This is a genomic window from Stieleria varia, assembly GCF_038443385.1.
Taxonomy (GTDB): domain Bacteria; phylum Planctomycetota; class Planctomycetia; order Pirellulales; family Pirellulaceae; genus Stieleria; species Stieleria varia.
Genome location: NZ_CP151726.1, coordinates 6,602,358 through 6,629,353, shown reverse-complemented (window position 1 = coordinate 6,629,353; position 26,996 = coordinate 6,602,358). Strand labels below are relative to the sequence as shown.

Below are 26,996 nucleotides of genomic sequence, written 5' to 3'. Positions count from 1 at the left end.
GTTGATTCAGCCTCCTCTCACTCCGGCGGCAGGTTCGGATCGGCCAGATTGAATAGGAACCGAGTCCCCAACGCCCGGATGGCTGACAGGTCGGTGGTGTTGACCAACAGGTCACCGTTGACGTTCGCTCTCGGGTTGAATTGAGGCGTGACCCCGGCCAATTGAGTCCCCAGACTTCGTACCACGGAAAGGTCCGTGGTGTTGGTCAACAAGTCGTCGTTGACGTTGCCCGGCAAGACGTCAAATCGGAAGTCAAACCGACCATTGACACCACCATCGCCGGACGCACCCGTGTTGCCCGTCGTCCAAGCACCATCCAATGCGACGCCATCCCCATTGGTGATCGCCCCGTTGGCGATGTGCAACAGCAGCTTGTCGCTCGTTAAGAATTCATTGAGCGTCAGGATCGCGGTGTTCGTCGTCTCATCAAAATCCACCGTGTTGATCTGGTAATTGATTCCCAACGTCGGTGAGCCGATCAACTGAAAATCAATTGGCTGTAGGTCCCCGCCGGTCGAGTTGAACACCGGCTGGTCAAACTCGATGAAGATCTGATTGGCGTTGGTGAAGGGCACGTCGGACAACTGCCCCGCTCCGGTCGACACCAGGAACCCTTGTCCCTGCGGATCGATGGTGTTTCGGAAATTCTGATTCCAACCTGTCGATCCGATCCGTACTTCGGTGATACGCGGGGCTGCGACGAAGTCCAAACGGACTTCGTTGGTTGCAATGACAAGTTGCCAAGCGGTTCCGGCGGGCGTCGTCGGCAAATCCACATTGGCGAACTCTCCCGTGACGCCACCATCGGCCGTCATCAGCAAGAACGAATCGCCAATCGCTGGCACAAAGCCGTTGATCAAATCGATCTCCAAATCACCATCGAGCGACACCGAACCGGTGTGCCGCAACTGATCGTAACCGCTGCTACCCGGCGTGGTGCCGCCCAACTCAAAGATCAAGTCGACTGACGCCGCATAAGCCGCGTTGCCATTGACTACTTGTGCCGGGCTGAATCCTGGACTGTAAGTTCCGGTGAGATTGAAATTGTCCAGATTTCCGACGCCCTTGTAGTAGCCGGGCAACGTGATCGGATTCGCCATGCTTTCACCCGTGATGTCCCCGTTGATCATCGATTGCAACGCGATGTCGTTGGGAGTGTCGAGCGTTCCGAATCCTGTCAGATTGTTGCCCGCATCGAGCAGGACTCCGTTGGCGGCGAACAATGTCCCGGGATTCGCCCCATTGCCGAGGTCAGTCAATGATCCCAGTACAGCTTGGTTGGCATCCAACAACGTCACCATGTGGTCGCCGACACGGATTTCGCCAGCCGAAGTGAATCCCGCATTGGATGCTGTGTTACCGATGCTCAAATCACCGGTTGCTGTAATGCTGGATCCGGTTTGTCCTGCGAAATTTCCCGCGATGTGTCCGTGCCCAGTGATTGTTTCGCCATTGCCAAGGGTCAGCACACCAATTGAGCTAGACTGGATGGTGCCGCCCGCCATTTCGATGCTTGATGGCAAGTTGATGGGGTTGGGACTGCCGATCGTTAGCAAGTCCGCGCCGACTTTCAAAGTGCCGACAAAATCCAATTGGTTGATGTCGAGCAAGCTGAGCGGCTCGACGCCACTGAAGTGCACTTGCATCGTATCGGGGCCATCACTGACGATGACGGTGGCATTACCCAGTACCGTATTGTTGGACACATAAGTCGCGTTGGTGGATGTGCCACCTTGAATGATCAGATGATCGTTTCCACCGCCGGCGTTGAATACGATATTGCTGGACAAGTCAAAGAAACCGCCAAAGCTGTAGTCCAACGTCACGACTTCATCCAGATTCTCTCCACCTGTGATCATTAACGACGCGGTGGCGGCGATTGGCTGGGAAAACAACGTGACAGAATGAGTATTGTCGATCACCTCTACATTACCGCCATTTCGACGAACCGTCAGATTCGTGCTGGAAATGGTTGGTAGATCCACTCTTAGTGTGGGATCGACGGGCGCAGGCAGGACCGAAATGTTGAAGGCTTGGTCGATCGATCCGCCAAGGGCATCCGTTGCGGTCAGTTTGATCGTGTAGCGATCCTGATCGGCTGGGGTCAGGTTGCGTGTGACAATTAAATGCCCAGCGGCATCAATATCGAAGATACCATTGCCGTTCATCGTAGGATCGATCGCAAATGCATGAGTATCGCCATTGTCGATGTCGATCGCGGCAGCCAATGCCACCATCGTGTTCGCGACCGCAGAATCTGTCACGGAAAGACTCGACAATGTGATCGCCTTGGGGGCATCATTCTTTCCGGTCACGTTGATCACCACGTTTGTCGTAGTCGTCGCTCCCGCGGCATCGGTGATCGTATAGGTGAACGTGTCGTCAGTGGTGATTCCATTGGGCAAATAGTCAAACGCTCCGTTCGGATTGTATTCATACTCGCCATCAGCTTTGACTCGCAGCAGTGCACCGGACGGCAATGTAAACAGCTTGTTGACCTTATCCGATTGCCCATTGATGGCGGTTACGACAAAGGAGTCATCGACGTCACTGTCGTTGCTTCGTAGCAAAGATTTGGTCGTGCCCGAGACATCCAAGTCGATATCGCCGCTATCGGCAACCGCCATTGGTGCATCGTTGACACCAATGATCGTGATCGTCAAGAAAGACGAGTCGGTCAACGCAGTGTCGGTGACAACGTAAGCAAAGACATCCTTGACAACTTGACCTGCGTTCAGTGATTGTGCGGCTGCGTTCAGGGTATAGGTGTAGGTCCCGTCGCTGTTCCAGTCGAGTGTTCCGTACATTCCTGTGATGTCGGTAGCATCACTGGTCACTTCAGCGATGCTTTGCACCATCAGCACGGTACCGTTATCCACATCGGTATCGTTGATAACAACACTGCCTGTGACGCTGATCGCATCTTCGTTAATCTTTTTCACATCATGAATCGCCACCGGTGCATCGTTAACACCATTGACCGTGATCGTCACCGTGGCGGTGTCTTTGCCACCGTCATCGTCTTTGACGACATAAGAAAACGTGTCGGTTTGCGATTGACCAGCCGCCAAGACATTGAGTGCTTTTGAACTCGTTGGATCATAGGTGACTGTGCCATTGCCCTCCAGAATCACGCTCGCGCCCAGTGTCGACAACGCATCAACGCTTTGCACCGATAGTGCATCGCTCGGACCCGCATCCGTGTCATTCGAGGAGGGATACAACCCGGTTAATTTGTTGTCTTCGTCGGTGGAAAATCCCGTGTCGCTCACCGCGACGGGATCAATGTTTTGCACGACCACTTGAGTGGTGACCTGAGTCGCCGCCGCGTCACTGTCTGTGACCGTCACCGTCACCGTGTACGTCCCGTTTTGCGGAAAAGTGTGACTGGGATCGAAGGTTCCGGAGACGACATTACCCGAACTATCCGATGTTCCGTCACCCCAATTGACATGATAAGTGTGCGTATCGTCGATGCCATCATCGGTCACACTACCACTGAGCGTGATGGGCGAGTTCTCAATTCCGGTAACGGAATCAACGAAGACATTTGGTGCTACGTTGTAAACGACTGGAAAATAGGTGGCTTCACGTTTGAACCAAGCCGACTGATAAATGGCTCTGGCTTGGGCGTCGTTGAATCCCTTGTCATAAATCGCTGCGTTATCGAGCTGACCCTGGAAAAACTGCTCTACGCCTCCGGCATGGCTTCCGAAAGTGACGTCGTTCTGAACACTGGAATCCAACGTCAGGCCGGATACCGATCCGCGGCGTTCTCCATCGACATAAAAAGCCCCGTCTCCGTTGGACTGCCACGTCAACAACACGTGATGCCATTGATTGAGTGTGACGGGGGTGCTACCAAAACTTGCTTGATCATCGAGTCTGCCACTAACATTCGAGCCGTCCAGGCGGATGTAGACACGGTTTCCACTGGTGTTTCGGTTGGCGAAGATATATCTGATACCAGTCAAGTCCGTAGGTCGGAACCAAACGGAAACTGTTCCTGAATTTGCATTGAGAACGGTATCGGGAACATCCACGAATTCATTGACACCATCCAAATCCGCGACCAAAGTTGAACGCTCGTTGTTGAACAGATAGTCGCCTCCGTTAATCGTTCCATGATTGCCGTTGCCGGACCAGTCGATCGTTTCGTAATCGAACAGATACAATGCCGTTGGGTCACTCGGTATGGACACGCCCTCGTCGCCTTGCATTGAAACCTGGTCAACGACACTTGCAATTGCAACGTAATCTCCGTCGACGCCGGCTAGGAATCGATAGGTATCAGGATCACTCGATTCTGTGATTTCGATCGGGATCGGTGCTAGCGTCCACAGATAGTTTCTCGCGTCGAATGCACCAAGTGTTGGCAAGCCGTCCACGGTCAGTTCAACTTCGTCGCCTTCCGCAAGTGGTCCGGCCGGACCGAAAAGTGAAATCGACGAGGGCGCCGCGTCAACGGTGACACTGATCGTCTCGCTGTGCGATGGGACTTCACCCACCGAAAACTCGTCGTCGATTGTCAGCGTCACCGAATAGGTGCCGATTCTTAACGGGACGAATCGAACACTCTCATCATCACCCGTTGCAACGGTGTGTCCGGCCAATTGCACTTCCCATCGATAGCTTCGAGTGGGTGCAGCCGCATTCCCGCGGGACAGACCGGCCGGAGCAAGCGGGCTGGAATGCTCGGATGTGAATTCAACCAGAGTGCCGACTATAGGATTCACATTGGGAGCGGTGATCATCGCCATCGGCTGAACCGCGAAGTCCTCACTGAAGGTCTCTGACATGAACCCGTCTGAATCTGTTACCGTCAACTTCACCGTGTAGAGACCGGCGTAGTTGGGGGTGAATTGGAACTCAAGGGCACTTTTTCCCAAGATCTGCTGCCCGTTGTTGGAGGTGACTTCCCAGAGATAATCGCGTCCGTCCAATTTCCCTGGATCCAAGACGTTGCGTGCATCGAAATGCATTGGCGATCCAAGCAAATATGGTCCGGTATCGCTGGTGTTGAGCCCCTTGATTGTCGGGGCAACATTGCCAACATCAATCGTTGTTTCCGACCGATCAAATCCGCCATCTCCGTCAGAGGCCGTGACCGTCAGCGTGTAGGTGCCGTTGTCGAGAAAGGTAAACGATCTGTCCGACAGCGGACGCTTGTCGTTTGTCGGACTCGCGGTATTGGCGAGGGCGTGACGTCGATTCACGCTGCGATCTTGTGGCAAACCATTGACCAAAAGATCGAAGTCATACCAAAGCCGTAGGTTTGCATCCTGCGTGTTGATGCCCCCCACGCTTGCCGCTCGAATCTCAGTTGGTGTCAACACACGATCCCAAATGGCCAAGTCGTCGATCGGGCCACGTAACGCCTCGTCTTGTTGAAAACCACCGCCAATGTTGTCTTGATCCTGTCCGACAATCAAACCTCCGGGGACAATCGTCAGTGGACCTGTCGTGTCAGATTTGGTCCCCATAGAGACGCCATCAACGAACAGCTCCAGAGTATTGGTTGCAACAGTTCGAGTCAGTGCAATGTGATGATAAACGTTGTCATTCATCGAAGGCACGGTCCAGGGACGCACCGTGTTTCCAATGACGGAGAGAATTCGTGTTGAATCATACGCGACCAGAACGAATTCATTTGGACCCGCAATCGTGTTTGACTTGGCACCGCTAAGGATGGTCTGCTTCGTCGCTGCACTGGGCTTTACCCAAACCGCAGTTGTAAAATCACCGACTCCGTCGAGCGCCGTGTTCGGTAATTCCAAGACATGATCGTCGAACAACAACGCCTTCCTCGCCGACGGCGAGTCACCCGTCCAATGGATCGGCTGCAGAACAAACTCTGGACTTACCGCGTGATCAAATACTCGAACGTCATCGATGCGGCCATCGAAGAAACTGTTCTTCGTATCTCGACTGCCAATGTTCACTCTATCTTGCATTCCCGCACTAAACGTCAATCCAGAAGTCGTCCCCACGCTTTGACCGTTCAGGAACAATTCCCCGATGCCATCCGTTCGCCAAACCAACAACGCGTGATTCCAAGTTCCAGGCGAGACAGTTGCGAAGCCGAAGCTGGGGCTGTCATCCAAGCGGGCTCCAAACTGATTCGATGCGTTGACAAAAAGGTAAACGCGATCTCCACCCGCACCATTCTGGTTGCCGAATATGTACTCAGTTCCAGTAGGCGAATTGTCCAATTTGAACCAAGCTGACACGGCACCTTCGGCGGGATTCAAGATCGAGTTTGGCAGATCGACATAGCCACTTACGCCATCCAACTCGACCACCATTCCGGGACGCGCGGAGTCGCTGAGGATCGTGGCATTCCCCGACAATGTGCCATGGTTGTTGCTCGCTGTGTCATCTGCCGTGCCGTTGTCAAATCGGTACTCTGCCAGAAAGTCGTCGCTGACGTGCATCGTCGAAATCGTAGCGTCGACGCCCAGCGGCCCTCGATCAGCGGCAACGACTCCGGCACCTTCATCAAAGGGCAAATACAACCGCATATTATTGTCGGAGGTGTCGATGTCGCCGTCGCGGATTCCTGCGATCTCATCGGGTGTGAGAGCACGGTTCCAGATCGTCAAATCGTCTAGCGAACCCTGCAGCGATTGTGACGAATCGAAGCCTCCTGCCAGGCTGTCTTGGTCACTACCGACAAAAAGTCCGCCTGGATCGATGTTGAGAGGCGACCTTGTCGGTTCCGACATCGTCCCTTGTGACACCCCATCGATGTAGAGCTCGACACTGCTCTGGTCTAGGTTTCTGACGACGGCAAAATGTCGATATTGACCATCGGCAATGTCATTCAAGCCGCTCCACTGGGCTACCAGACTACCTTTCTCAAGCAATCGAAAGGTCGTGCTATTCAAAAAATAGACGTAGAACTCATTCGCTTGCGTCTTGTTCGCGCCACTAACGATTGACTGAATGCCAGTCTTCGTCGTCTTCAACCAAAATGTCGTTGTGTAGTTTGTCGCGCCATCAAGCACGACATTGGACAGTTGCAGCGCTTCGTCGTCAAATTCAGCGGCATGAGGGATCAAGCTGGTCGTCTGCCCAGACGGATCGGTGATGCTAGCGGTGACCACCAAGTCGGGAACGTCCAGCAATCCTGGATCGGAGATCTTGATGGTTCCTATCGTATTGCCATCGATAAGCACATCGATGTCGGTCCGATTCCATAGCGAATACTGCCCGACGTCTGACGGATCGATGATCGTCATGCTGCCAAAGTCTGCTTGTGGAACCAGGCCTTGCGCATATCGGACTGTCAGTCCAGCACCTCCTCCGCCCTGGTAGTAGGCGATCGCGATCCCGTATCTACCCTCATCCAAATTGATGCTGCCGACACGATCTTGCAAGCCGTGAGTACCACCGTTGTCAACAACGATCTCGGACGTGTCAAACTTTCCATCGCGATTGGTATCAACGTAGATGAAAGTGGCGTCATCACTTCTCGCCCCAAACGTGATATCGCCTGCTTCCAACGCAGCCCCTGATCCAGCAGCGTCAACCACGAGCGTTCCAATGAAAGCAGCGGCAAAGAAACTGTTTCCTAGACCTCCGCCGCGGAAAGATAAACCGGCACGATCCCAATCCATCGGCTCATCCAAGATCTGCGTAAGGACAGGTGTCTGGTTCAACAAGCTTGTGGGATTGGTCACCGGATCAATCGGATTCAGACTGTCATCGTTAAACGTCCCCGAGTACCAAGTCTCGCTAAATGAGCCTCTCAATACCGGACCAAAACTAATCACCTGCCCTTCAGTTGCACTCGTGATCACAGGGGCTGAAATTGTCGGAGCAACGTTCTGCACGAACACGGGCGTATCCACCGCAGTTCCGTTGATGGATGTCCCCACCAAAGGCACAGATCCATTGTCGCTAGCTTTAAACAACGTCCCGTAAACATCAATTGTTTGTCCTTCGTTGACAACTAGATTCACAGGGGACGGTTGATTCTCGTTCTCATGCCAAACTAACGAGAAACCGGAGAGTGAAGCGATGAGAACATCCGCATCGCCGTCATCGTCGATGTCCGCAAGATGTACGCTCTGCGCACGGTCGGCCAAGTTGGTGACCAGACGCGCAGTGAATGATTTGTTACCATTGTTCTCGAACCACGCAATCGTATCATCATTTTCTGAAGCGCTAAATACATCCAGATCTCCGTCGCCATCGATATCTGCGGTGTTGACGTCGATCGCACCATCTTGGTTATTGCTAATTACATGTAGGGTAAACGACTCGCTTCCGTCGTTTTCATACCATGCGATGGTATCGTCCAAATATGACGCACTGAGGATATCTATGTCTCCATCACCGTCAAGGTCGGCCGAATGAACGGCTCGTGCATCGTTCGCAGAGGTTGTGATTACGTGAGAGGTGAACGACCCAGATCCGTCGTTCTTGTACCATGCGATCGTATTATCAAAACGGGATGCGCTCAGTACATCTAAATCACCGTCGCCGTCAACGTCGGCCGTGTGAACACTGTGTGCCCCGTTGGCAGACGTAGTAATCAGATGGAGTTGAAATGATTGGTTACCAACATTCTCATACCACGCGATTTTGTTATCGTTCTGTGAAGCGCTGAGTACATCGATATCGCCGTCACCGTCCAAATCTCCCGTTTGTACACTCCTCGCTCCATCGGCGGTTGTACTGATTGCATGGAACGTAAATGATTGGCTTCCATTGTTCTCGTACCACGCAATGGTGTCATCATCAAAGGACGCGCTGACGACATCCAAATCGCCATCGCCATCGACATCTGCAGTAGCAACGTCCTGCGCGGAATCCGCAGTTGTGGAAATTGGGTGAATCGTAAAGCTTTGATTACCATTGTTTTCATGCCAAGCAACCGTGTTGCCCAACTGAAACGCGGTGACCAGGTCCAAGTCACCGTCACCGTCGATGTCCGCCGTTTGAGCACTTCGGGCCTGGGTGGTCCCGGAAAGGTTTCTTGAAATGGGGAACGACGCAGGAACTCCGTTAGGCAAATGTAGCATTTCGAGTAGCGGCAAGCCTGAAATGATGTCGAGTGTACGCTGTGACGTGGGATCAATGTTCGTGTCAGACAGATCCAAGCTGCGAAGCTTCTTTAGCTGCGCAATATGGTGTAGCTCATCCTCGGTAATTGCATTGCCACTCAAATCTAGCACTTCAAGATTTGGCATAAATCGCAACATCGAAAGGTCATGAATCCCGCGTGCAGAAGCAAAGAGTGATGTTAACTGTTCAAGCTCACTGGCTCGGATGTCTCGGTGCACCCGCGGCAAGCCTGTCGCCGATGTTGTCACCGCCTGTCCAAGCTGGGTGGCGATCGCGGCCTGCAATTCCATCACGCCAGCCGACAGAATTGCGTCAGCATCGATGATCACTGGATCTAGCTGTAACGGTGTATTGCCTTGCACGAGTTCTGGGACCGGCACAGGCGTCAGTGCGACATCCGCCAAATCACCATCACGAACCTCGATCGCTTCCGCAGTGATCACATCAACGCCACTGCCGCCAAAAAATCGATCGAGTCCGTGATTGCCAACAATGATGTCATTGCCATCACCGCCGCGAAGAATGTCGCGATCAGGACTGGCATCGGTTTCTATGATCTGTTGTTGTCCACGAATCGGCGCGTCGAATTCTACCGTGAATTCTGCAGGCAAAAGCCCCGTGTCTGCCGTTTCGTAGAATCGAACCGCTGCGATGTGCCCGTCAAATGGCACATACCCGGAGCTGTTTGGCAGCCCACCGAGCGAGGGTGAGTTTGCTTGACCAATGCCGGCGCCGTTATTGCCTGACCAGTTCCCAATTTCCACAAGCGTCGGCGCATCGGCCAATTCGCCGTCGATATAGAGAGAAATGATCCCGCTCGTGGGCGTGAGATTTTCGTAAACCGCCAGGGCCTTTGTAAACTCGCTGGTGCCGATTGGTAGAGACTGCAGCGTCGCAAGAACTGGATCGTTCGGAAAACCATCAACGAAATCTTGTATAGCAAAAACGAGCCTATCACCATCCAGCGTCAAGGATACACCACGACCCCCAAGGCCTCCTCGTCCTGACTCAAACAGGACTTGCTTCCCCGTTACAGCAGATGGTCTGAACCACACTTCCCATGCCGCAGTCGCACTGGCTGGGTTCGCATTCGCGGTTTGCAAGCTTGGAATGGCAGCCCCACCAGTGCCATTGAATCGATAAGCTTGTGTGATTCCGCTAGAACTGACCACATTCGTATCCAGCGTAACGCTCGGATCGAGACTCGCGTCAAACACCGGATTCCCACTCTCCCAAACCGTCAGGGAACCGTCGTTGGCGTTGGCCGCATCATAGTTCAGAGAGGCGTTTAAAAATGGTTTGACACGTAGGTAGTAGGTTCCAGCCTCAATCGAACGCAAGTCGATGATGGTTTGGCTTTCGGTGATCAATCGGCCCGACTCATCCACAAGATCCGCGCGAACATTCGAGTTCAAGCGTATGAGATCGCCTGGTTGCCCATCTCCGAGGGTCGTGAATTGGAACCAGCGTTCTGAGTCGCCTGCTTCGATCTCAAATGGCTCACCACCGTCGTCGAAAACCTCGGCTTGACCATGGCCTCGATCAACAACAAACGACCCGCTGCCTGAGACGTTGAAGTTCTCCAAAACATCGTACTGCGAAGGAATATCGATGCGCGCGGATGCTGCTCCGTAAATAACGTAAAGGCGACCGCCGAGACTTCCTAACGGAGCCGCAACTACCAAATCATCGATTCCATCAGCATTTAAATCACCAACGGGTGAGAGAACTCCAAAACCGTCTCCGGTTGACTCGCCCACTAATGTCATTCGTGCATCCGATGGGCGCACTGTAACACCAAGGTTTGCCACATCGAAGAAAAGTGATACCTTGGAATCCGTTTCACCGTTCGGCGTAAAACTTACCGCTATATCGCGTTTACCATCGGCGTTGAAATCTCCTCCAACGACATCGAGGATGGAGGTGCCGGTTAAATCGAACGTTAAGTCATCTTGCGATACATTAAGCTGCTCACTCAACGCGTCGCTGGAACCATAAAACAAGTGAATCCGATCGTCTCGGATTAGGCCAATGTCACCATAGCCGTCTCCGTTCAGATCGCCCAAATCCACCGGTCGGTCGACCACTCCATCGTGAGTCTGAGCCTCCTGGATAATGTAGAGCACATCGTCATTCGCAAGAATCGGCGCACCAAACTGTGAAATTCCCTGATTGATGCCGTTTCCTTCACGCCAGAATCCGTCGGGGTTCTCATCAATGAGGTTTGGATATCCAAAATAGCTTGACGTGTTGACTTGATCTTTGCTAACACGCAATTCGTTCGAGTATTCAGTATTTTGAAGTACGACAAGATGCTCCTGTCCATTTACCATGCTCTTTGAAACGAAATATTCGGAGCCTCCCAAGCGAGTATCAATTTCTGTATTGAGGAAGCTGATGACACTATCAATTGTCGATGAATTGGTAACGTTGACGGCGATGTGGCCTCCGAGTCCTACAATTTCAAACAGCACTTCTCCAGCGATTGGTGTAAAGGGCCGCTGAGCTACAACCCAACGGTAAGGAAATACAGGATAAACAGGGGGCCCATCGTTCGTTTGCCCACTTGTAAAACCAAGTGCTGAGGAGAAGGCTTCGGTAACCTTCAATGACACGTTCGGCCGCTTCTCAATCGTCTCAAACGTGTAAATAGAGTTGTTCCGCGTTAGGTTGATGTAATCATTGAAAGCATGCTCTTCAAGCGTCTCTAACAGAACTTGATATGGATCGGGATTCGGACTTTCAAACAGATTGATTCGCTCGTCTTCTGGGTACCCGAAGTTGTCATCGCCTCCAGCAAGGCACATACCGGAATTTGGGAACGCATCTCCATCCTCACATACTTCAAGCGTGATTTGGAAATCGATGCCCGGCACCCAAGCTTGAGGGACTGGGTTCGTGCTTTGTACGACAGCACTTTGCACACCCGTGTATCGATTGATGAGTTGATTGTCAGCGACTAGCGTCGATGTTCCGCGAGACCCATCGTGGTTGCCCACTAAAGTGAGTGCAGATAGCGAGTTTGACTGCGTCGTGATCGTGCCTACTCGGTCCATGATGCCGAGATTCGACTTGGAACTAAGATCACTCCCGGAGAATACAAATGCAATCATCTGATCATCGACAAGGTCCATCAACGTCAAACTCGCATCGTTTGCCTTGACAAATAAGTCCGCAAGTTGCGTTCCAGATTCCTCTACAAAATCAACCAGTTCCACGGAAACGTTGCTTGCGCCACCTAGGTAGACATCGCGAAACGAGACTTTGGATAAAACGTGATTGTTAATATCTGTCGGTGTCCAGTTCGACCAATTTCGAGTGTCTTGCGATTCAAACCCGGAAACGACCGTAATCTCCGTATCACCAGACAGGCTTTGAATGAAAGCCAAGTCGGACAAGCCGTCACCATTGACATCGGCACTACGAAGTGCAGGAACACCAAATACCGAATGCGGGATGATGACGTTGGCTTCCATCGAAACCGTCAGCACATTCTGGAGACTGAGTGGTTCGAACAGTAGGTAGCTTATACTTGCGCTGTTAACCATGAAATCGTCGTTGCCGTCTCCATTGAAATCACCAATCGGAATGACGCTGGTTAGGTTGCCAGAGACGGATGAGTTTTGAAGTTGAAATGAATTAGAAACACTGACTTCACCAGTCGAACGAATATCAATTCCTGAGTCTGATAGTGTTGGTGTGGTGAAATTTGGAACCGTGAACTTGGGATTGAAAAGCTCCGGTTCGAAAGTGCTGGTTTGCGGGAAATCGCTAGGAATCGTTGGTGCAAATGGGTAGGCAGGATCAACTGGTTGAGCGGGGTTCGGACGGTTGCCGTAGATCTCATCGGCGCCACCTTCCCCATCAATTTCGTCGTTTCCTAATCCGCCGACGATGTAATCGTCGCCAGGTCCGCCTGTGATCACGTCGGAGGTGGGACTGCCGAAGATGAAGTCGTCGCCAGCTCCGCCGTCAATGAAAATGGACTCAAACGCACCTTGCTCGAAATCGCCTCGATCCATACCCCACTCTTCGTACCGTCCGGCATCAAACGTTCCGTCGAGCGGCAAGAATTGGAAACCGGAATCCAAACGTACAACGTCATCACCATTCTCGAGCAAGAAATGTGTCTGCTCGACGTCGCGGGTTTGAAAATACATGAACTGTTGTTCGTATACCGTTCGACCCGATGAGTCCGTTTTTGTTCGGTACTCTTGCAAACCAATATCCCAAACCAAACTCGTGAACTCGTATCGATGCAGCCCGGTGTTGTAGCGCATCGAGACGTAGTCCGGCACATCGAATCCACGACGGTCGACATCGCCACCCAGATACAGCACGCGGTCGGTCCCCTCGCCGCCAATGAGCTGTTCGCTGAAGGTGGGCAGGTAGGTTTCGGTTGCAGGGTCGAAGTTCGTTCCCCGTTGATTGCCCAGCAAGGGCAACGCATCGGGGATGATCTGGAACGTGTCATCGCCTGGGCCACCGAACAGCAGGTCACTCGCGTTGCGGTCTTGACCACCCGTCAAAACGTCGTTGCCCTCGTTGCCAAAGATCCAGTCTTCGCCAGCACCGCCACTGAGAATGTCATTGCCGGTGCCCCCCAGAATCACATCACGCCGCTCGGTATCTGATCGTAATGACATGCTTATCGATAGCAGATTGTCGTTCGTATCGATCTCCGATTCGCTCAGACCGTCCAGATTGAAGCGCAAGTCATAAATCGTCGGCACGACATTTGGACTGGTCACTTTCAGCAAGTATTCCACGCCCGCTTCTAAAACCCTGTTCGTGTCGCTGACAGCGGAGTTGGAGAAATCGGGGACTTGCCCTGGGTGGCTAAAGTCTTGCGCGACGACACCAGGTTCATCACCGCCGTCGGTGAGAACGGACACGCTGAAATCAGACAGTCGATGCTGTGTACCACCATTGTCACTTCGCTGCCACAGCCGAATGGTGCCGATGTCCATGGATTGTCCTAAATCGACAACGATTTCGTTCGCAACCGCAGGCCGTAGAGTAAAGACCGCTGCTCCTGCTTCGCTGTCGCCATCCAGAACGCTCGTCGCATTTCCGTGGAGAATCGAACTCGTGAAAGACTCCACATGGGCACCCAACGAGGTGAGAGCCAAGTCATTTGTCGGATCGTATCCTGCCGCCGGGGTCACGCCGGGAGCGAAGACTTCTAGTTCACCCAGATGCAATTCACGACTTGCCGTACCGTTATTACGAATTCGAATGTATCGACCCCGGACTTGATATTGGAGGTCAATTTCGGACGAGTTTCCGTTCGCAGTTCCCGTTTGCAGCTTGATCAGGTTGGACTCGCTCAGCGGCAGATTGGACGCGGAATCCTGCCGGAACAGTTCAAGCCCCAGTTCGTCGATCGGTGACCCGCTGGCCAATTCGATTCTGCTGGATGTTGTGGTCGGATTCGACAGCGTGAACGAGTACCAGTCGACGTCGCTCGGATTGTCCATCGTCAAGCCGGTGAACGTTACCACGCCATCGGACAGGTCATGTCCGTCGAACGATTGGTCGATGCTGCCGTTGGATTCAACGAGCCGAAACGCCTGCTCAGGCACATCGTTGCGAGCCCGCAAACCAGTTGAGCCTAATGAATTCTCTGCTCGATCCACCAAGATCGCGTTACCGCTGCGGATGTCAACGATGTCATCGCCTGCACCTGCGTCGATCCAAACGGTTTTCTGTACGGTTGGTCCCACCGTGATGCTATCGTTGCCCCCAAGTGCATCGATCAGAATCACCAGGAAGTCGCCTTCCGGTGGCAGGATTTGAGCGATTAACTCTGAGTCCGTGAATTGCGTTGCGGCGGTCGCGATGTCTTCAAGCGTTTCTCCGCGCGACTCCGGATCGGATTCGCTGAGCAATTGATCGAGTTTGAACTGCAAGTCTCTAGCACTCCACACCGCGTTGCCTTCGCTATCGGTCGCCGTGAAATCCAGTCGAACTTGGGCGCTGAAACTGAAGTTCCCGTTGTTGTCGGTAAGGCGGGTGATCAAGTGGTGATCGGTCAAAAAGCCTGGCTCAGTCACAAAATCCACATTGATCTGATCCGACGCGTTGCTGCCACCGATGTACCAAACTTGATCAGACTCTTTCGCGTAGTCTTTCCACTGCTCACCAGCGACGCCGCCGTCGGAAGACTCAAACGTTGTTCCGTCAGCGCGGAACAATGTATCGTCGCCGCCGTTACCGTACATGAAATCTAGTGTCGTGCCGCCGTACAGTTCGTCATCGTTGGCGCTACCGAGAATTCGGTTCAGCCCAGTGACTTCCTGACTGTAGGGCTGTCGGTACGGCCCTGTCGGCGACGCTTCATCGGCATCCAGTACCCCGTCGTCATCTAAATCACCATCGTCGGTGGCCAAATCTCCCCTTCCATCGACAAACAATCCGAACTGGTTTCCACTGGATGGATCGAATGTCCACGCATAAAGTTGATTCGTGCCCTGTCCGCCGATCAAGTCATCGTTGCCGCCTCCGGCAAACAGGATGTCGCGGTCACCGGTCAGCCCGCCTCCTTCATCGCCCCACAGACGGTCATCACCACGGAATCCAAACAGTGTGTCGCTGCCGATCCCGCCGCTGAGACGGTCCCGCCCGTCACTACCGATGAGCTTATCGTTTCCGCTGTTGCCATCGAAGACGCCGACAAAGTCACGTGAACGATCGGAAAGAGCAGAGAGGTCAATTGGATTGAGGCCACTGACCACCCCGATCGCCCCTGACTGAATCGCCAACTCCGTGTAGAAACCGATGGTGTCATTGCCGGCCAGACCAGCGATACGGAACTGTTCGATCAGCAGATTTCCGTTGGCGTCGAGCATGTTGACCGGGATGGCAATGCCGTTGTAACGCACGGACGCTTGACCGCCTTGTTCGCCAATCAGAATGGTGTCGTTACCCGTCGTTCCATCGATCGCCAGAATATCGGTCGCGTTGTCGTCGGCAATGTCCCCCTCGCTCGCGTTGCCGAAATGACCGTCGATGGTGTCTGCGCCAGTGACCGTGGTGGGCAAGATAAACAAGTCGATCCCACTGCCGCCGTATTGCACGTCGGCGCCAGATTGCCCGTCGATATAGTCAGTTCCGGCGCCGCCCCAGATCTCATCGTTGCCATCGCCGCCGAAGAGTTGGTCTTCGCCACCACCGCCCATCAGGAGGTCAGCGCCTCCGAGGCCAATGACATAGTCGTTGCCGCTGCCACCGATCAAAACTTCAAACTGTCCGGCACCATACAAGAAGTCGCCGCCCGCATCGCCAAACAATTGATCGCCCGGCACATTGGCCGTCCCCTCAAACGCGTACAACGTGTCACGCCCGGGACCGCCGAACAAGCGTTGTCCGGTCTGATTTCCGGGGCGAGACTCCCCGTGAAGTTCGTCGTCGCCGCCGTCGCCGATCAGTTGATCAATGCCGTCGCCGCCGTGCAGCTCGTCACCGCCTTCGCCACCACGAACCACATCGTCGCCGGCTTCACCGTCAGCGGTATCCGGTCCCGCACCTGCGTCCAAGTAATCGACACCGCTGCCGCCCCGCAAATCGTCCGCGTCAGCGCCACCAAAGAGAATATCGTTGTCATCACCACCTTCCAAAACATCGCGACCATCACCGGCAGTTCCATCAATCGAAACGCCGGCGACAATGATTGGTGTGATCAGGGTTGTGAACACATAGTTGTCATCATTGCCTCCAGCCACATTGGCTCGGCCAAACTCCCCGGGATCGCTGTCGGTTGAGTACAGTGATTCGACCGCTTGGACTTCCAATGGAGTGGTGAAGTCACCGGTGTCGTCATAGTCGGCGCGTGTTCCAAGAGGCAGTCCGCCAAAGAGCACATCGTTACCTACGCCACCTTTGATCTTGTCATTGCCCAACAAACCGACCAACCAGTCGTTGCCGCCTTGACCGTCGATGTCATCGATACCGCTGCCACCGAGGACGTCATCCATGCCATCGCCAGCCAACACGGTATTTTCGCCATTTCCGGTGAAGATCAAATCGCGACCGGCACCGGTTGTGATGTTGTCGTGGCCATCGAAGACCGATGGAGTCAATGATGAATTGACCGGCAAGCCTGCGGCGAACAAGATGGTGCCGTCATCGCCCAAGACATAATTATTGCCGTCACCACCGTTGATCGTGTCGCTTTTGCCACCGCCGATGATGGCATCGACGCCATCGCCGGTTGTGATGATGTCCGATCCGGCACCGACCGTCGGTTCGCTGATCGCCGATGATGTGTTCGCACCTAAACGATCGATGGAGCCACGATCGCCGAGGATCACGTTTCGGCCCGTCGTTCCTGTGGAGCCCACCGTAATCCGGTCGCTGCCATCGCCACCGATGACCAAATTATTCCCGCCACCAAAGGTGATCCAGTCGTCACCACCACTCAGAAGTGAACTTTCCATGTCGACGACGAAACCGCCCGAAAGCGTGACAACACCGTGATCGCCCATCACGCGGTTGTCGCCGTTGCCCACGGTCACTTTGTCGTCTCCGCTACCAGCCAGGATAATATTCCGCCCATCACCAGCTGAGATGTCATCCCTGCCGTCACCTGGCAAAGACTCAGTCGTGATCGACGCCAGCGTGATGATTGCTCGGTCGCCGATCAAAACGTTATCGCCTCCCATGCCATCGATCGTGTCGGCACCACCCAGGCCAAGGATGCGATTGTTGTCGGACGACCTACCGGTGAGGATGTCACCAGCGCCACCACCCGTGACATGTTCGATTCCGGCAACCGATCCACCGTACGATTGACCGGAATTCAGTGCTCCAGAATTAAAATTTACCGTAACGCTTGAGATCCACCCGCTGTAGTCCAAGTGGTCCTCCAGACCGAGGCCACCGTCCAACGTTCCGTTCAAGCCAGCCAGGGGCTGGATCACGAAATGATCGTTCGCAGATCCGCCCGTCAGACTTTCAACGCTGGCAAAGTCAACACTCGCGCCTCCCGAGACCAAGCCACGATTGACGCCTTGAACCGTCGCGGTCAACGTCGTCTCTTTAGCGGACAAATCGAGCTTGTCCGCATCGACGTGATTCAAAGTCGTCGTGCCACGTAGTTTGCCGCTGATTGAGCCAGTGGCAGACACGACGAAAGTATCATCGGCATCGCCACCGGTCAGATTCTCGAAACGCTGAAACTGGAAAGCACCGTCGATGTTGCCCTGATCAGCTCCGGTCACGTTCCAGGTCGCGTCTACATTCGCGCCCGTCAACGTGTCACTGGCTGAGCTGCCGATGACCTGCTCTATCCCCGCATAGCTGCCCAATGAAGTGGCGGTGGATGTTTGGCGGTTGACCTCGACGGCACCGGGTGCAGCAGCGTAACTCAGGACATCGGTCCCGGTCCCACCACTGATCAGACCAGCAACGTTGCCGCCTGTGAATGCAAACGTATCGTTTTGAGAACCAGCCGTCAGGTTTTCAAATCGCTGAAAGTAGAACTCTTCGTCGATATTGCCGCCGCCAACCGAATCAATGGTCCACAGCCGCGCTGTACCAGTAGCTTCATTCAAGATCAATGTATCGTTGCCGATACCTGCCACCATCGACTCGATGCCTTCTACCAGTGCGCCGTTGGGATCAAAGACGGTGTTGACAGAGCCACCGTCTGAAACACTGATGCTGCCCAGCGTGACCGTCAAGTTTGCTGTAACAGCGCTAAAGTCGAAGGCGTCACGATCGCCGTCGACATCCTGGATCTTGTCCCTGCCCCAGTTGTTTTCAAACAGGTAAGTGTCATTGCCGCTACCGCCTGTGATCCTATCATCTCCTGCGCCGCCGACGAAAATGTTCTCGCCATTGTGGCCCGTCAGAATGTCATTGCCGACACCGCCGATCAACGTGATGGAAATGCCAGAGTCGACATTGGAGTCCACAATGAAGACATCGTTTCCTGCACCGCCATCGAAGCGAATTTCCTCGACTTCAGAGACCGGATAATATCGAGTGAGCTTGGCCGTGGTTTCAGAATCAATGACCCAGTCCCAATCCACCGCAATCGACGGCACACCGTCGACATCGACTTGACGGACACCAAAGACCTCATCGTCATCAACACTGCCGGGCATCCGCTGGGCAGCGTTGGGTCCCGCGTTCAACACAAGCGTCTTGTCCGACCGATTGTGCGTCGCTAACTCAATGCTGTCTCCGCAAGTGTAGTTGAAGCTAAAGATGTTTTCATCGATGATCGAGATGTAGCCCGAATCCAGCGTGACGTCCCATTCGATACCAAGCTGCGCATTCAATCCGCCATGCGTGTCAAAGATACACATGCCGGGAACGGATTGTTCCTCCCGAATCCTAGCGATCTCCTCTGGTGTAAGGAGACCGTCTAGAAAGGAAAGGTCGGGTACTGCGTTGATCTTGGCCAAAGCTGCCAGCTCATCAAAGTAAAGCTTTCCATCTCCGTCGAGGTCGTTCCAATTGAAGGCGAGATCGCCTTTGACGCCGCCCACCAGATAGACGCTGGCAAGACCAAGATCGATTCCCGCGCCGGCTCGCAGCGTCAAGCTGAATTCGACTTCATCGACGTCATCTCCGCTGGAAACGTTTTCAAGGTCACCAAAATAGAGTCCGTCCAGAAAATTGCCTGTTTGTGCAATCCCACGTGTGTCAAACCCGATCGAAAACTCGAGCTTGGCCGCCAGAGTCGCACCTACCTTGGCAAAGATCGGTGTGGGGCCGAGTGGTCCAAACCTGTATTCAAATGGCAGGCTGAGATCGAGTTCTGGAATCTCCCACTGAATCAAGTCGACCGTTTCGCCGGTCAATAGTTTGAACGCGTTGATCGGATTCGACAGGATCGGAATAGAGAGTCCGTGACCGCCGCTGGTGGCCGACCGGCTAAGCTTCTTTAGTTTGCTCGTGGTGTTGGCCTTGTTGTTCGATGACCCGCTCGAGCTGTCGACTTGACTGAAGACATCGTTTGAAATTCCACCGCCGGAACCGGTCGATATTTGCGACGAACTCCCAGCCTGTACAGTCACTTGCGTGGTCGCATCGGTAACGTCGATCTTGCCAGTGGTGTGTGAATAATCAATGGTGATCGCCCCAGCCTTCTCCTTCAAAAACTTGATCAGCGTCGTTGGTGTGTTACCAGACATGCTATGGACCACCCGATAGTCCGTAGCCCCAAGCACCACGCCGGCTGCCCTGACCGTGACCGAACCAGCTTTCGCTGCATTGGCCAGTGTCAAAACGTCGTTTGCGGTAGGGTTGCTGCCGATGCTTTCCCCTGTCACGTCGCTGGTCGTGCCACCGGTCAGCAGGAAATCACCAAAATTGATGACCATTCCATCGGCTCCGGCAAATCCTTTGATCTCATCGACCGCATCCAGAATCCCGGAGATCGTGTCGAGCACCTTCTTCGCATCTGCAACGCGACCGCCCAGTCCGCCTGCATAGGCACCAAGATCCAGGAACGTGATCCTCGGTCCGCCGGTTTCTACAGAGAGATCGCTAAAGCCAGGGACCTCGGAGCGTAGAAAGTCGATCACCGGCCGCGCGGGCTCGATGTATTGTTCAAAGACTTCAAACGCCGGCCCCGCTATCGATTCAAAGAAACTACCAAGGTCCAAAGACACATCATGGAAAGCGACTTCGGGGGTCCCACTGACCAGGCCTTCGCTGGTGCTGTAGCTGAGTCCCCAATCGACGGTCAAGTCAGTGCTCAGCTTTGGTAGATCGCTTCCCGCATCGGTGTCAGCCGATAATGCCAAATCAACAAAGGCCTCTGTGCGAATGCCAGCAGTAAACAGCGGCGCCGATCCACGCAGTTCACCAAACGAGAGTCGGTTGTCGACATCATTGTCAGGGTTATTGACGTCGATAAAGATCTCACCGCTGAAACCCGTTCCGCGTGAGAGTCGGCCATCACCGTTGCTGTCCGATTCGGAAAGCACGTCGTTCATGTCACCGTCGCGGTTGTAATCGATCCCGTCCACCGCTTCGTTCAGATCTGCATCCAGAACCCCGTTGGAGTTGTAATCTTCAATCGGATTACTTTCGGCAATCAAATTCAGAAAGAACAACTCGCCCTTGAGCGATGTCCCGGGTTTCAGGTTCACCTGAGCGCCCAACGTGATCTCTGGCGTTCCGCCCGTGCCATCGTCGAATCCGGTCGAATCAAAGTTGGTGTTTTCGTTCAGTTGAAAAAAGAAACCGTTCTGGAGATTGATTCCGAAACCAAAGTTGAAGTCGTAGTCCCACGAAAGTTCCACGCCGCCAGCCGTTTCAAACTCAAAGAGGACCGCATCCAAACCCAAATCAAAGTCGGCATCGATCACGTCGCGACCGGCCAACTGCAAATTGACCGAGAATTCCATGTCCGCCGGAGCGGTGGTGGCGAAGTCGGTGATCGAAACTTCGACGTCACGATAGTCGGCGACTTCGATGGAATTGGATTGTGCCGGATCGTCATGAAACAGCGGATTCAACTTCAGCATGTTCGCACCCAGCGGACCGAGTGCGTCGTAGATCAATGACTGAATCTCGCCGACCAACGCATCGACGCTATCGTCGGACGAATCGACCAACGTCTCGAATTGATCAACCATCGACTGCAGTTCACCGACAAAGCTGGCGCTCATGTCGATTCCGTCACCGATCAAAGGCAAATTGCTCAGCAAGTCCGATGTCAGACCCGATTCAATCGTCGTCAGCACGGTGCGAGTCCCTGCGATCAATTGATCCAAGCTCATGCTACTCAGGTCGGTCAAGCTGGCCAGGTAATCGTTCACGCCAGTGGTCAATTTGGCGTAGTCGAACGTCGGCACACCGTCCGTCAACGCATCTGCCATCTGAAAGTCGACTTGGATCGCGTCGGTGATATTCACACCCGCCAAATAAGCGTCAAAGTCCGCTGTGATTTCACCATCGATTGCGAAATCAAATGTGTTGGCCAATCCGCCACTAAAAAACTGTCCGATCGGGATTGCTCCAATTGTGTTGGCATCCGAAGGTGTCAGCCCCTGATCGATCGACACGGTGATGCTGGCCGGACTGAGCGGATCGCCCACCTGATGCAACTTCACGGTGCCATCCAGTCCAGCTTCAAAGCCGCCGATGGTCGCGGTGACATCGAGCGCCGAATCGATTGCAGCGGTTAGTGCAAAACTCGTGCTGTCGAACACGTAAGGCGTTAAAGTCGAGAAATTGAATCCTAAATCCAAATCGATATTGCCGCCGAAGGTAACATCAATGTTGCCTGAGGATCCAACGGTCACCGGCCCAAAGTCATCGAGCGCCAAATCGAAACCGACATTTCGCGTGACCGTCGGATTGATATCCAATTCCAACTTGATCGTGTTTTGATTGCCTGTTGCATTCAGGTCCGCATCGATAAACGACACAACGACCGCCACAGGCAGCCCCAGTTCCGATTGCAAGAGTTCGGTCAGGAACGCACTTAAGTTGGCTGTCGAAATCACGCTGCCCGACATTTGATCCACGATCGCAGTGAGCGCGGTGACGTTGACTCCAGAGCCCTCTAGCTCTGTGAGCGTCGAATCGAGACTCAACAAGGCAGTCGCGAGCCCCGCAGTCGTCACGAATTCGGCACCGATCACTGCCTCGGTCGAACCCGTCACACCGGGAGTTTTGGTTTCAAACTGCGTCGTCAAACCTGACACACTGGACGCCGAAAGCGAAACGTTGCCAAGCGAATTGTTGAACGTGAACGTTAGCGGCCCGCCTGATTTCCCGATCACGGTCACTTGGCCCGGTGCTCCGATCGCGGCGTCGATCGCAGCTTGGATTTCGATCGCGTTGGCTGAACTCGACAGCATGGTGGTTCGATAGACATTCATCGCTCCGTCGGTGACCTGCAACTCGTACGTGTGTACGGGATCGATTGCGTGGTTGACTCGTGCGAACGCGTCACTGAGTTGCCGAAGCTGACTGGGTGATCCGCTGGTGAAGTCGATTTGTTCTGCCAGTCGATCACTGAGGCCTTTCAGGGTCTCGACATCTGGACCGGCCAGCAGTTTGTCAGCAACCGCCAGAATTCCATCGGTGAAACCAAGCAGCTCGTTTGGTGTTTGGTTGATCACAGGAATGTCCGTGTTCAAACCATCAATTTCACTGTCGCGGAGCAAATCGATGACCTGGCGCAGCATGCCTGCGATATCGGATAGCGAAAGGTTTTTGAAGTCGCCGATCAGGTCATTTACATTGGGAGCGCTGATATCAAATTGGGGACGCAACAGATCGTTTGGATCACTCTGCAGCGTCAACGTGATCGTCGGTGCCTCGGTTGGCAAAAGCGGAATGCTGAGTGGGAATTGGGCGGTACCACCGTAGGTGAAGGTGGGTGCCAAGGCTGTCAAAGCACTATTCAAACCGTCTCTACCAAAGTCGCTCAAACGCAGTAATCCGTCGCCGTCGCCGTTATCGGGAAGATCAATCCCTGCGGCGATCGAGAATCCTGTCGAATGAGGGGCCGCGTCCCCAAAGTAACCATCGACGACTCCCAGTTCTAAAAGCCCCACCGATGCGGTCAGGTCAATGTCAGCCGCGTCGATCGTCGCGTTGGCAAAAATAGAACTGTTTGTGGTGTCAATGAAGAATTGGTCCAGGAGCGACCCCAGCAGGAGGTTGTCGCCGAGGATCGTTGTTCTTTCATTAAACGAGTCCGTCTCTGTCGAGTCCTCCAATGCGGTGTTGCCCAGGATCTTCAGTCCGGCGCCCGCCGAACTGGCGCCGAATGAATTTGACGCCGCAGCAATCATCAGTCGGTTATCGTCGACCTGCGTCGTCAAGTCCTCGATTTGAATCTGATCACCGACGAAGGTGACGGCAACTCTCGCCGCCCCGACCGTCGATTCGATGCTGGTCCTCACATCACCGAGTGTTTCATCGCCATCAAGAATGATGTCATACGTCGTGCCATCGGCCAGCGAGACCACCAAGTCCGCCTGATCACTGACTTCAGCCCCCGTGAATCCGAACGCTGACGATGTGATCGTCAACTGATTGATCTCGGCATCTTCGGAAATCAAAACGAGCTTATCATCATCGTTGATTTCAGCGCGAATCGCATGCCCCAACGATGCAAACGCGTCGCTGATATCAAACGCCAAATCTTCGGTTGTGAAATTGTCGCCCACCGTTGCCGCATCGAGTGTCACATTCACATTTTGGGCGGCTTGCGAAAACTTCTTCACTGAGATCGTCAGAGTGCCGGCACTTGAGTCCGCGACATTTGTCGATGTCACACCAACCTTGAACGCAACGCTATCTCGAAGCGAGGTCAACAATGTGTTGCCATCGACGGTTCCACCCGCTCCTGCGCGAATCAGGTCAACGCCGACGGTCAAATTGATTCCTGCGGCGACTTCGAAGCTCGCATTGGCGCCGCCGGCAAGATTCAAATCCGCAAAACCGAGATCAATCGCTTCGGAGAAATCCAAATCAATTGACTCATTGTACGTCTCTGCGAGATTCAGATTAAACGTCACTCGATGATTGATATCATCATACCCGAGTGTCGTTTGGATCGGCATGATCGTGTTAAGGAGCTCGACAAGATCGGGGATTCCAGTGATCGCAAGTTCTGCGATCGCAGACTGGGAGCTGCCAAGACCCAATTCGCCGGACGCGGGGTTGTCGTCCACGTCTTGCGAGGAGTCAAACCCCAACGCCACTCCGCCGCTGATCTTGACCGACTCGGCCGTGCTATCGACGGCGGCGAATCTGATCCCTTCGCCGACGACGGTGGCAATGACCAGCTCATTGAGCAGCGTACCATCGCCGATGTCGACTCCCATCGCTGCGTTGATATCGACAACGAGATCTTTCAAGCGGGTATTCGATGCGGTGGATTCGGCGGTCACGGTAACGTCCACTTCAACCGCCACGTCCAAATTCTTGGTGCCGATGATGAATGACAAATGGGCGTCTTCGCCCAATCGTCCACTGCTGGGCGCCGGCCCTTTGCCAGTCACCTGTAGCGTGCTGACATCGATCGTCGTTGCTTGAGAGGGATCCACAGTTCGTATCGATAGCTTGTCAGCATCCATGCCGGTCGGTCGTTCGGCGATGACTCGCGAGTCCAGTGCGGCCGCAACCAAGGCTGCGTTGATGTCGACGTATAGATCATCGATGGAGGCATTATCGTTCGTACTGGATGCCAAGACGGTGACCGACACCGGATCGTCACTATCAAGACGCACCACGAAACTCATGTCCGCCGAGAGTTTCCCGTCGACTGCGGTGATGTCGCCGTCGCCGACAATCTGTGCGTTGTTGTAGAGTTTCCTGGAAAGCGTCGTGGTTTGGTCGGCAAAGCTGGCCACAGCGGTGATCGCTTCATCGACGAACGGGATCCCGCCTGGAACGTCCAGCTTGCCAGCGAGCGATTCAAGCGATTCGCCCAATTGGCTGATGAAGGTCACGATGTCGCTGGCCGTTAGCTTCAATTCTTGAAACAAGGCTTCATAATCGATGATGCCAAGCGCCAGAGCACGGGCAACTGTTTGAGCCTTGCTGAGTTTCAGGCCCGTTTCGATGTCTCCAATTCCTGCGGTCGCACCGATCGCATTCACAATTTGTGTTTGTGAGTACTCGTTGATGACCAGATCGGGGTGTGCGATGGGATCGCCACCGCCGGTTGCCAATGCAGCCGAGATCTCGACCAAGTTGAGCTTTGGGTTGGAGTCGCCAACAAACGGCCCGATCGAGGAGATGGAGGGAACCGTTCCGTCACCGCCCGCTGTGGTCTCGATGTCCTGATACCAAACCTCCGCCGGTCCAGGCGTATGTCCGATGAACTCACTGAACGGCAAGATCTCGTTGTCAAGGAACGTTCCTGTCGGCCCCGCTTGCTTGACCAGCCGATCCTTGGTAGCGACTTCTGTGCTGTACACAACGGATGTGCTGACCGTGTTGTTGATGTACGTGTTGCCGCTGAAGTTCAAATCCATCAACAGATCGTTGAACAACCCAGTTCCCGTCTCGTCAGCCGCAGTCACCTGTATCAACGTACCGTTATTATCCAAGTCAACCGCAGCGTACTCGGGCAGCAGCCCCCGCATTGCGCCGACATACTGTTGAGCAAAATCCTGCTTATCGATGGCGGTGTTCGTGATGTCATCGGCAGTTGAGTTTGGATCTGGGCCAAGAACCCCAAATGGAAAATTCGCCGTGTCTTGCAGCCGACTGTAAGCTTGGTCTACCAATCGTGCTGCCGCTCGTGACGCGGCCGATCCTGCCCAGTCGTCCAGCGACAGGTTCCACGTCTCTGTCACGCCACGGTTGGGCACACCCGCCATGACCAAGTTGCCAACGGGCAGCAAATCGTTTTGCCCGTACGCCGCACTCTGCAGATAACTGCGAGCGATCAAGCCACCCGTACTATGCGTGATCAAATCAACAGCAGTCGCCGTCGGATTGGCAGCTTTGACTGCCTGCAGCGTATACGCCAAATAATCCAAGCCCGTATCAAACGTCGCATCCGTGATCTCGCCATACGTGGCCGAAAGCGAGCCATCCAGGGTTCCGTCAACCGGAGCAACAGGAACTCTCCAATCCCACGTCGTCACAAACAACGACTGGCCGGGAACGTAACCCACGTTCTCTAGCGTTTGAACGATGTTCTGATAAACCTGACCGTGTGGCTCCAACGCGAGCTTGTCTGGAGGAAGGCCCTTGGTGGAGTACCATTCGTCTAGCCGATCAGACAAAGCTGGCTCAGCTATTAAATCACCGCTCAGTTGCACCACGTCAGCAAACGTACCGGCAAATCCTGGAATGACGACGACGGGATTGATCCCTGCCGCCAAGAGTTGGCGTTGCTCAAGCGTCTCGACAAGTTGCCGCCGCCGCTGTTTTACACGCCAGATGGTTTTTTGCTTGCTGTTGCGAAAACGCTTGGGAAGAATACGCAC

Annotated in this window: 1 protein-coding gene; it reads right to left on the bottom strand. The window is 54.0% G+C overall.

From position 1 onward, the window contains the following. Window positions 1-17: 17 nt before the first annotated feature. Window positions 18-26,996 (bottom strand): LamG-like jellyroll fold domain-containing protein, encoded by a 26,979-nt coding sequence (locus tag Pla52nx_RS22350; protein ID WP_197454994.1) that lies wholly within the window; start codon window positions 26,994-26,996, stop codon window positions 18-20.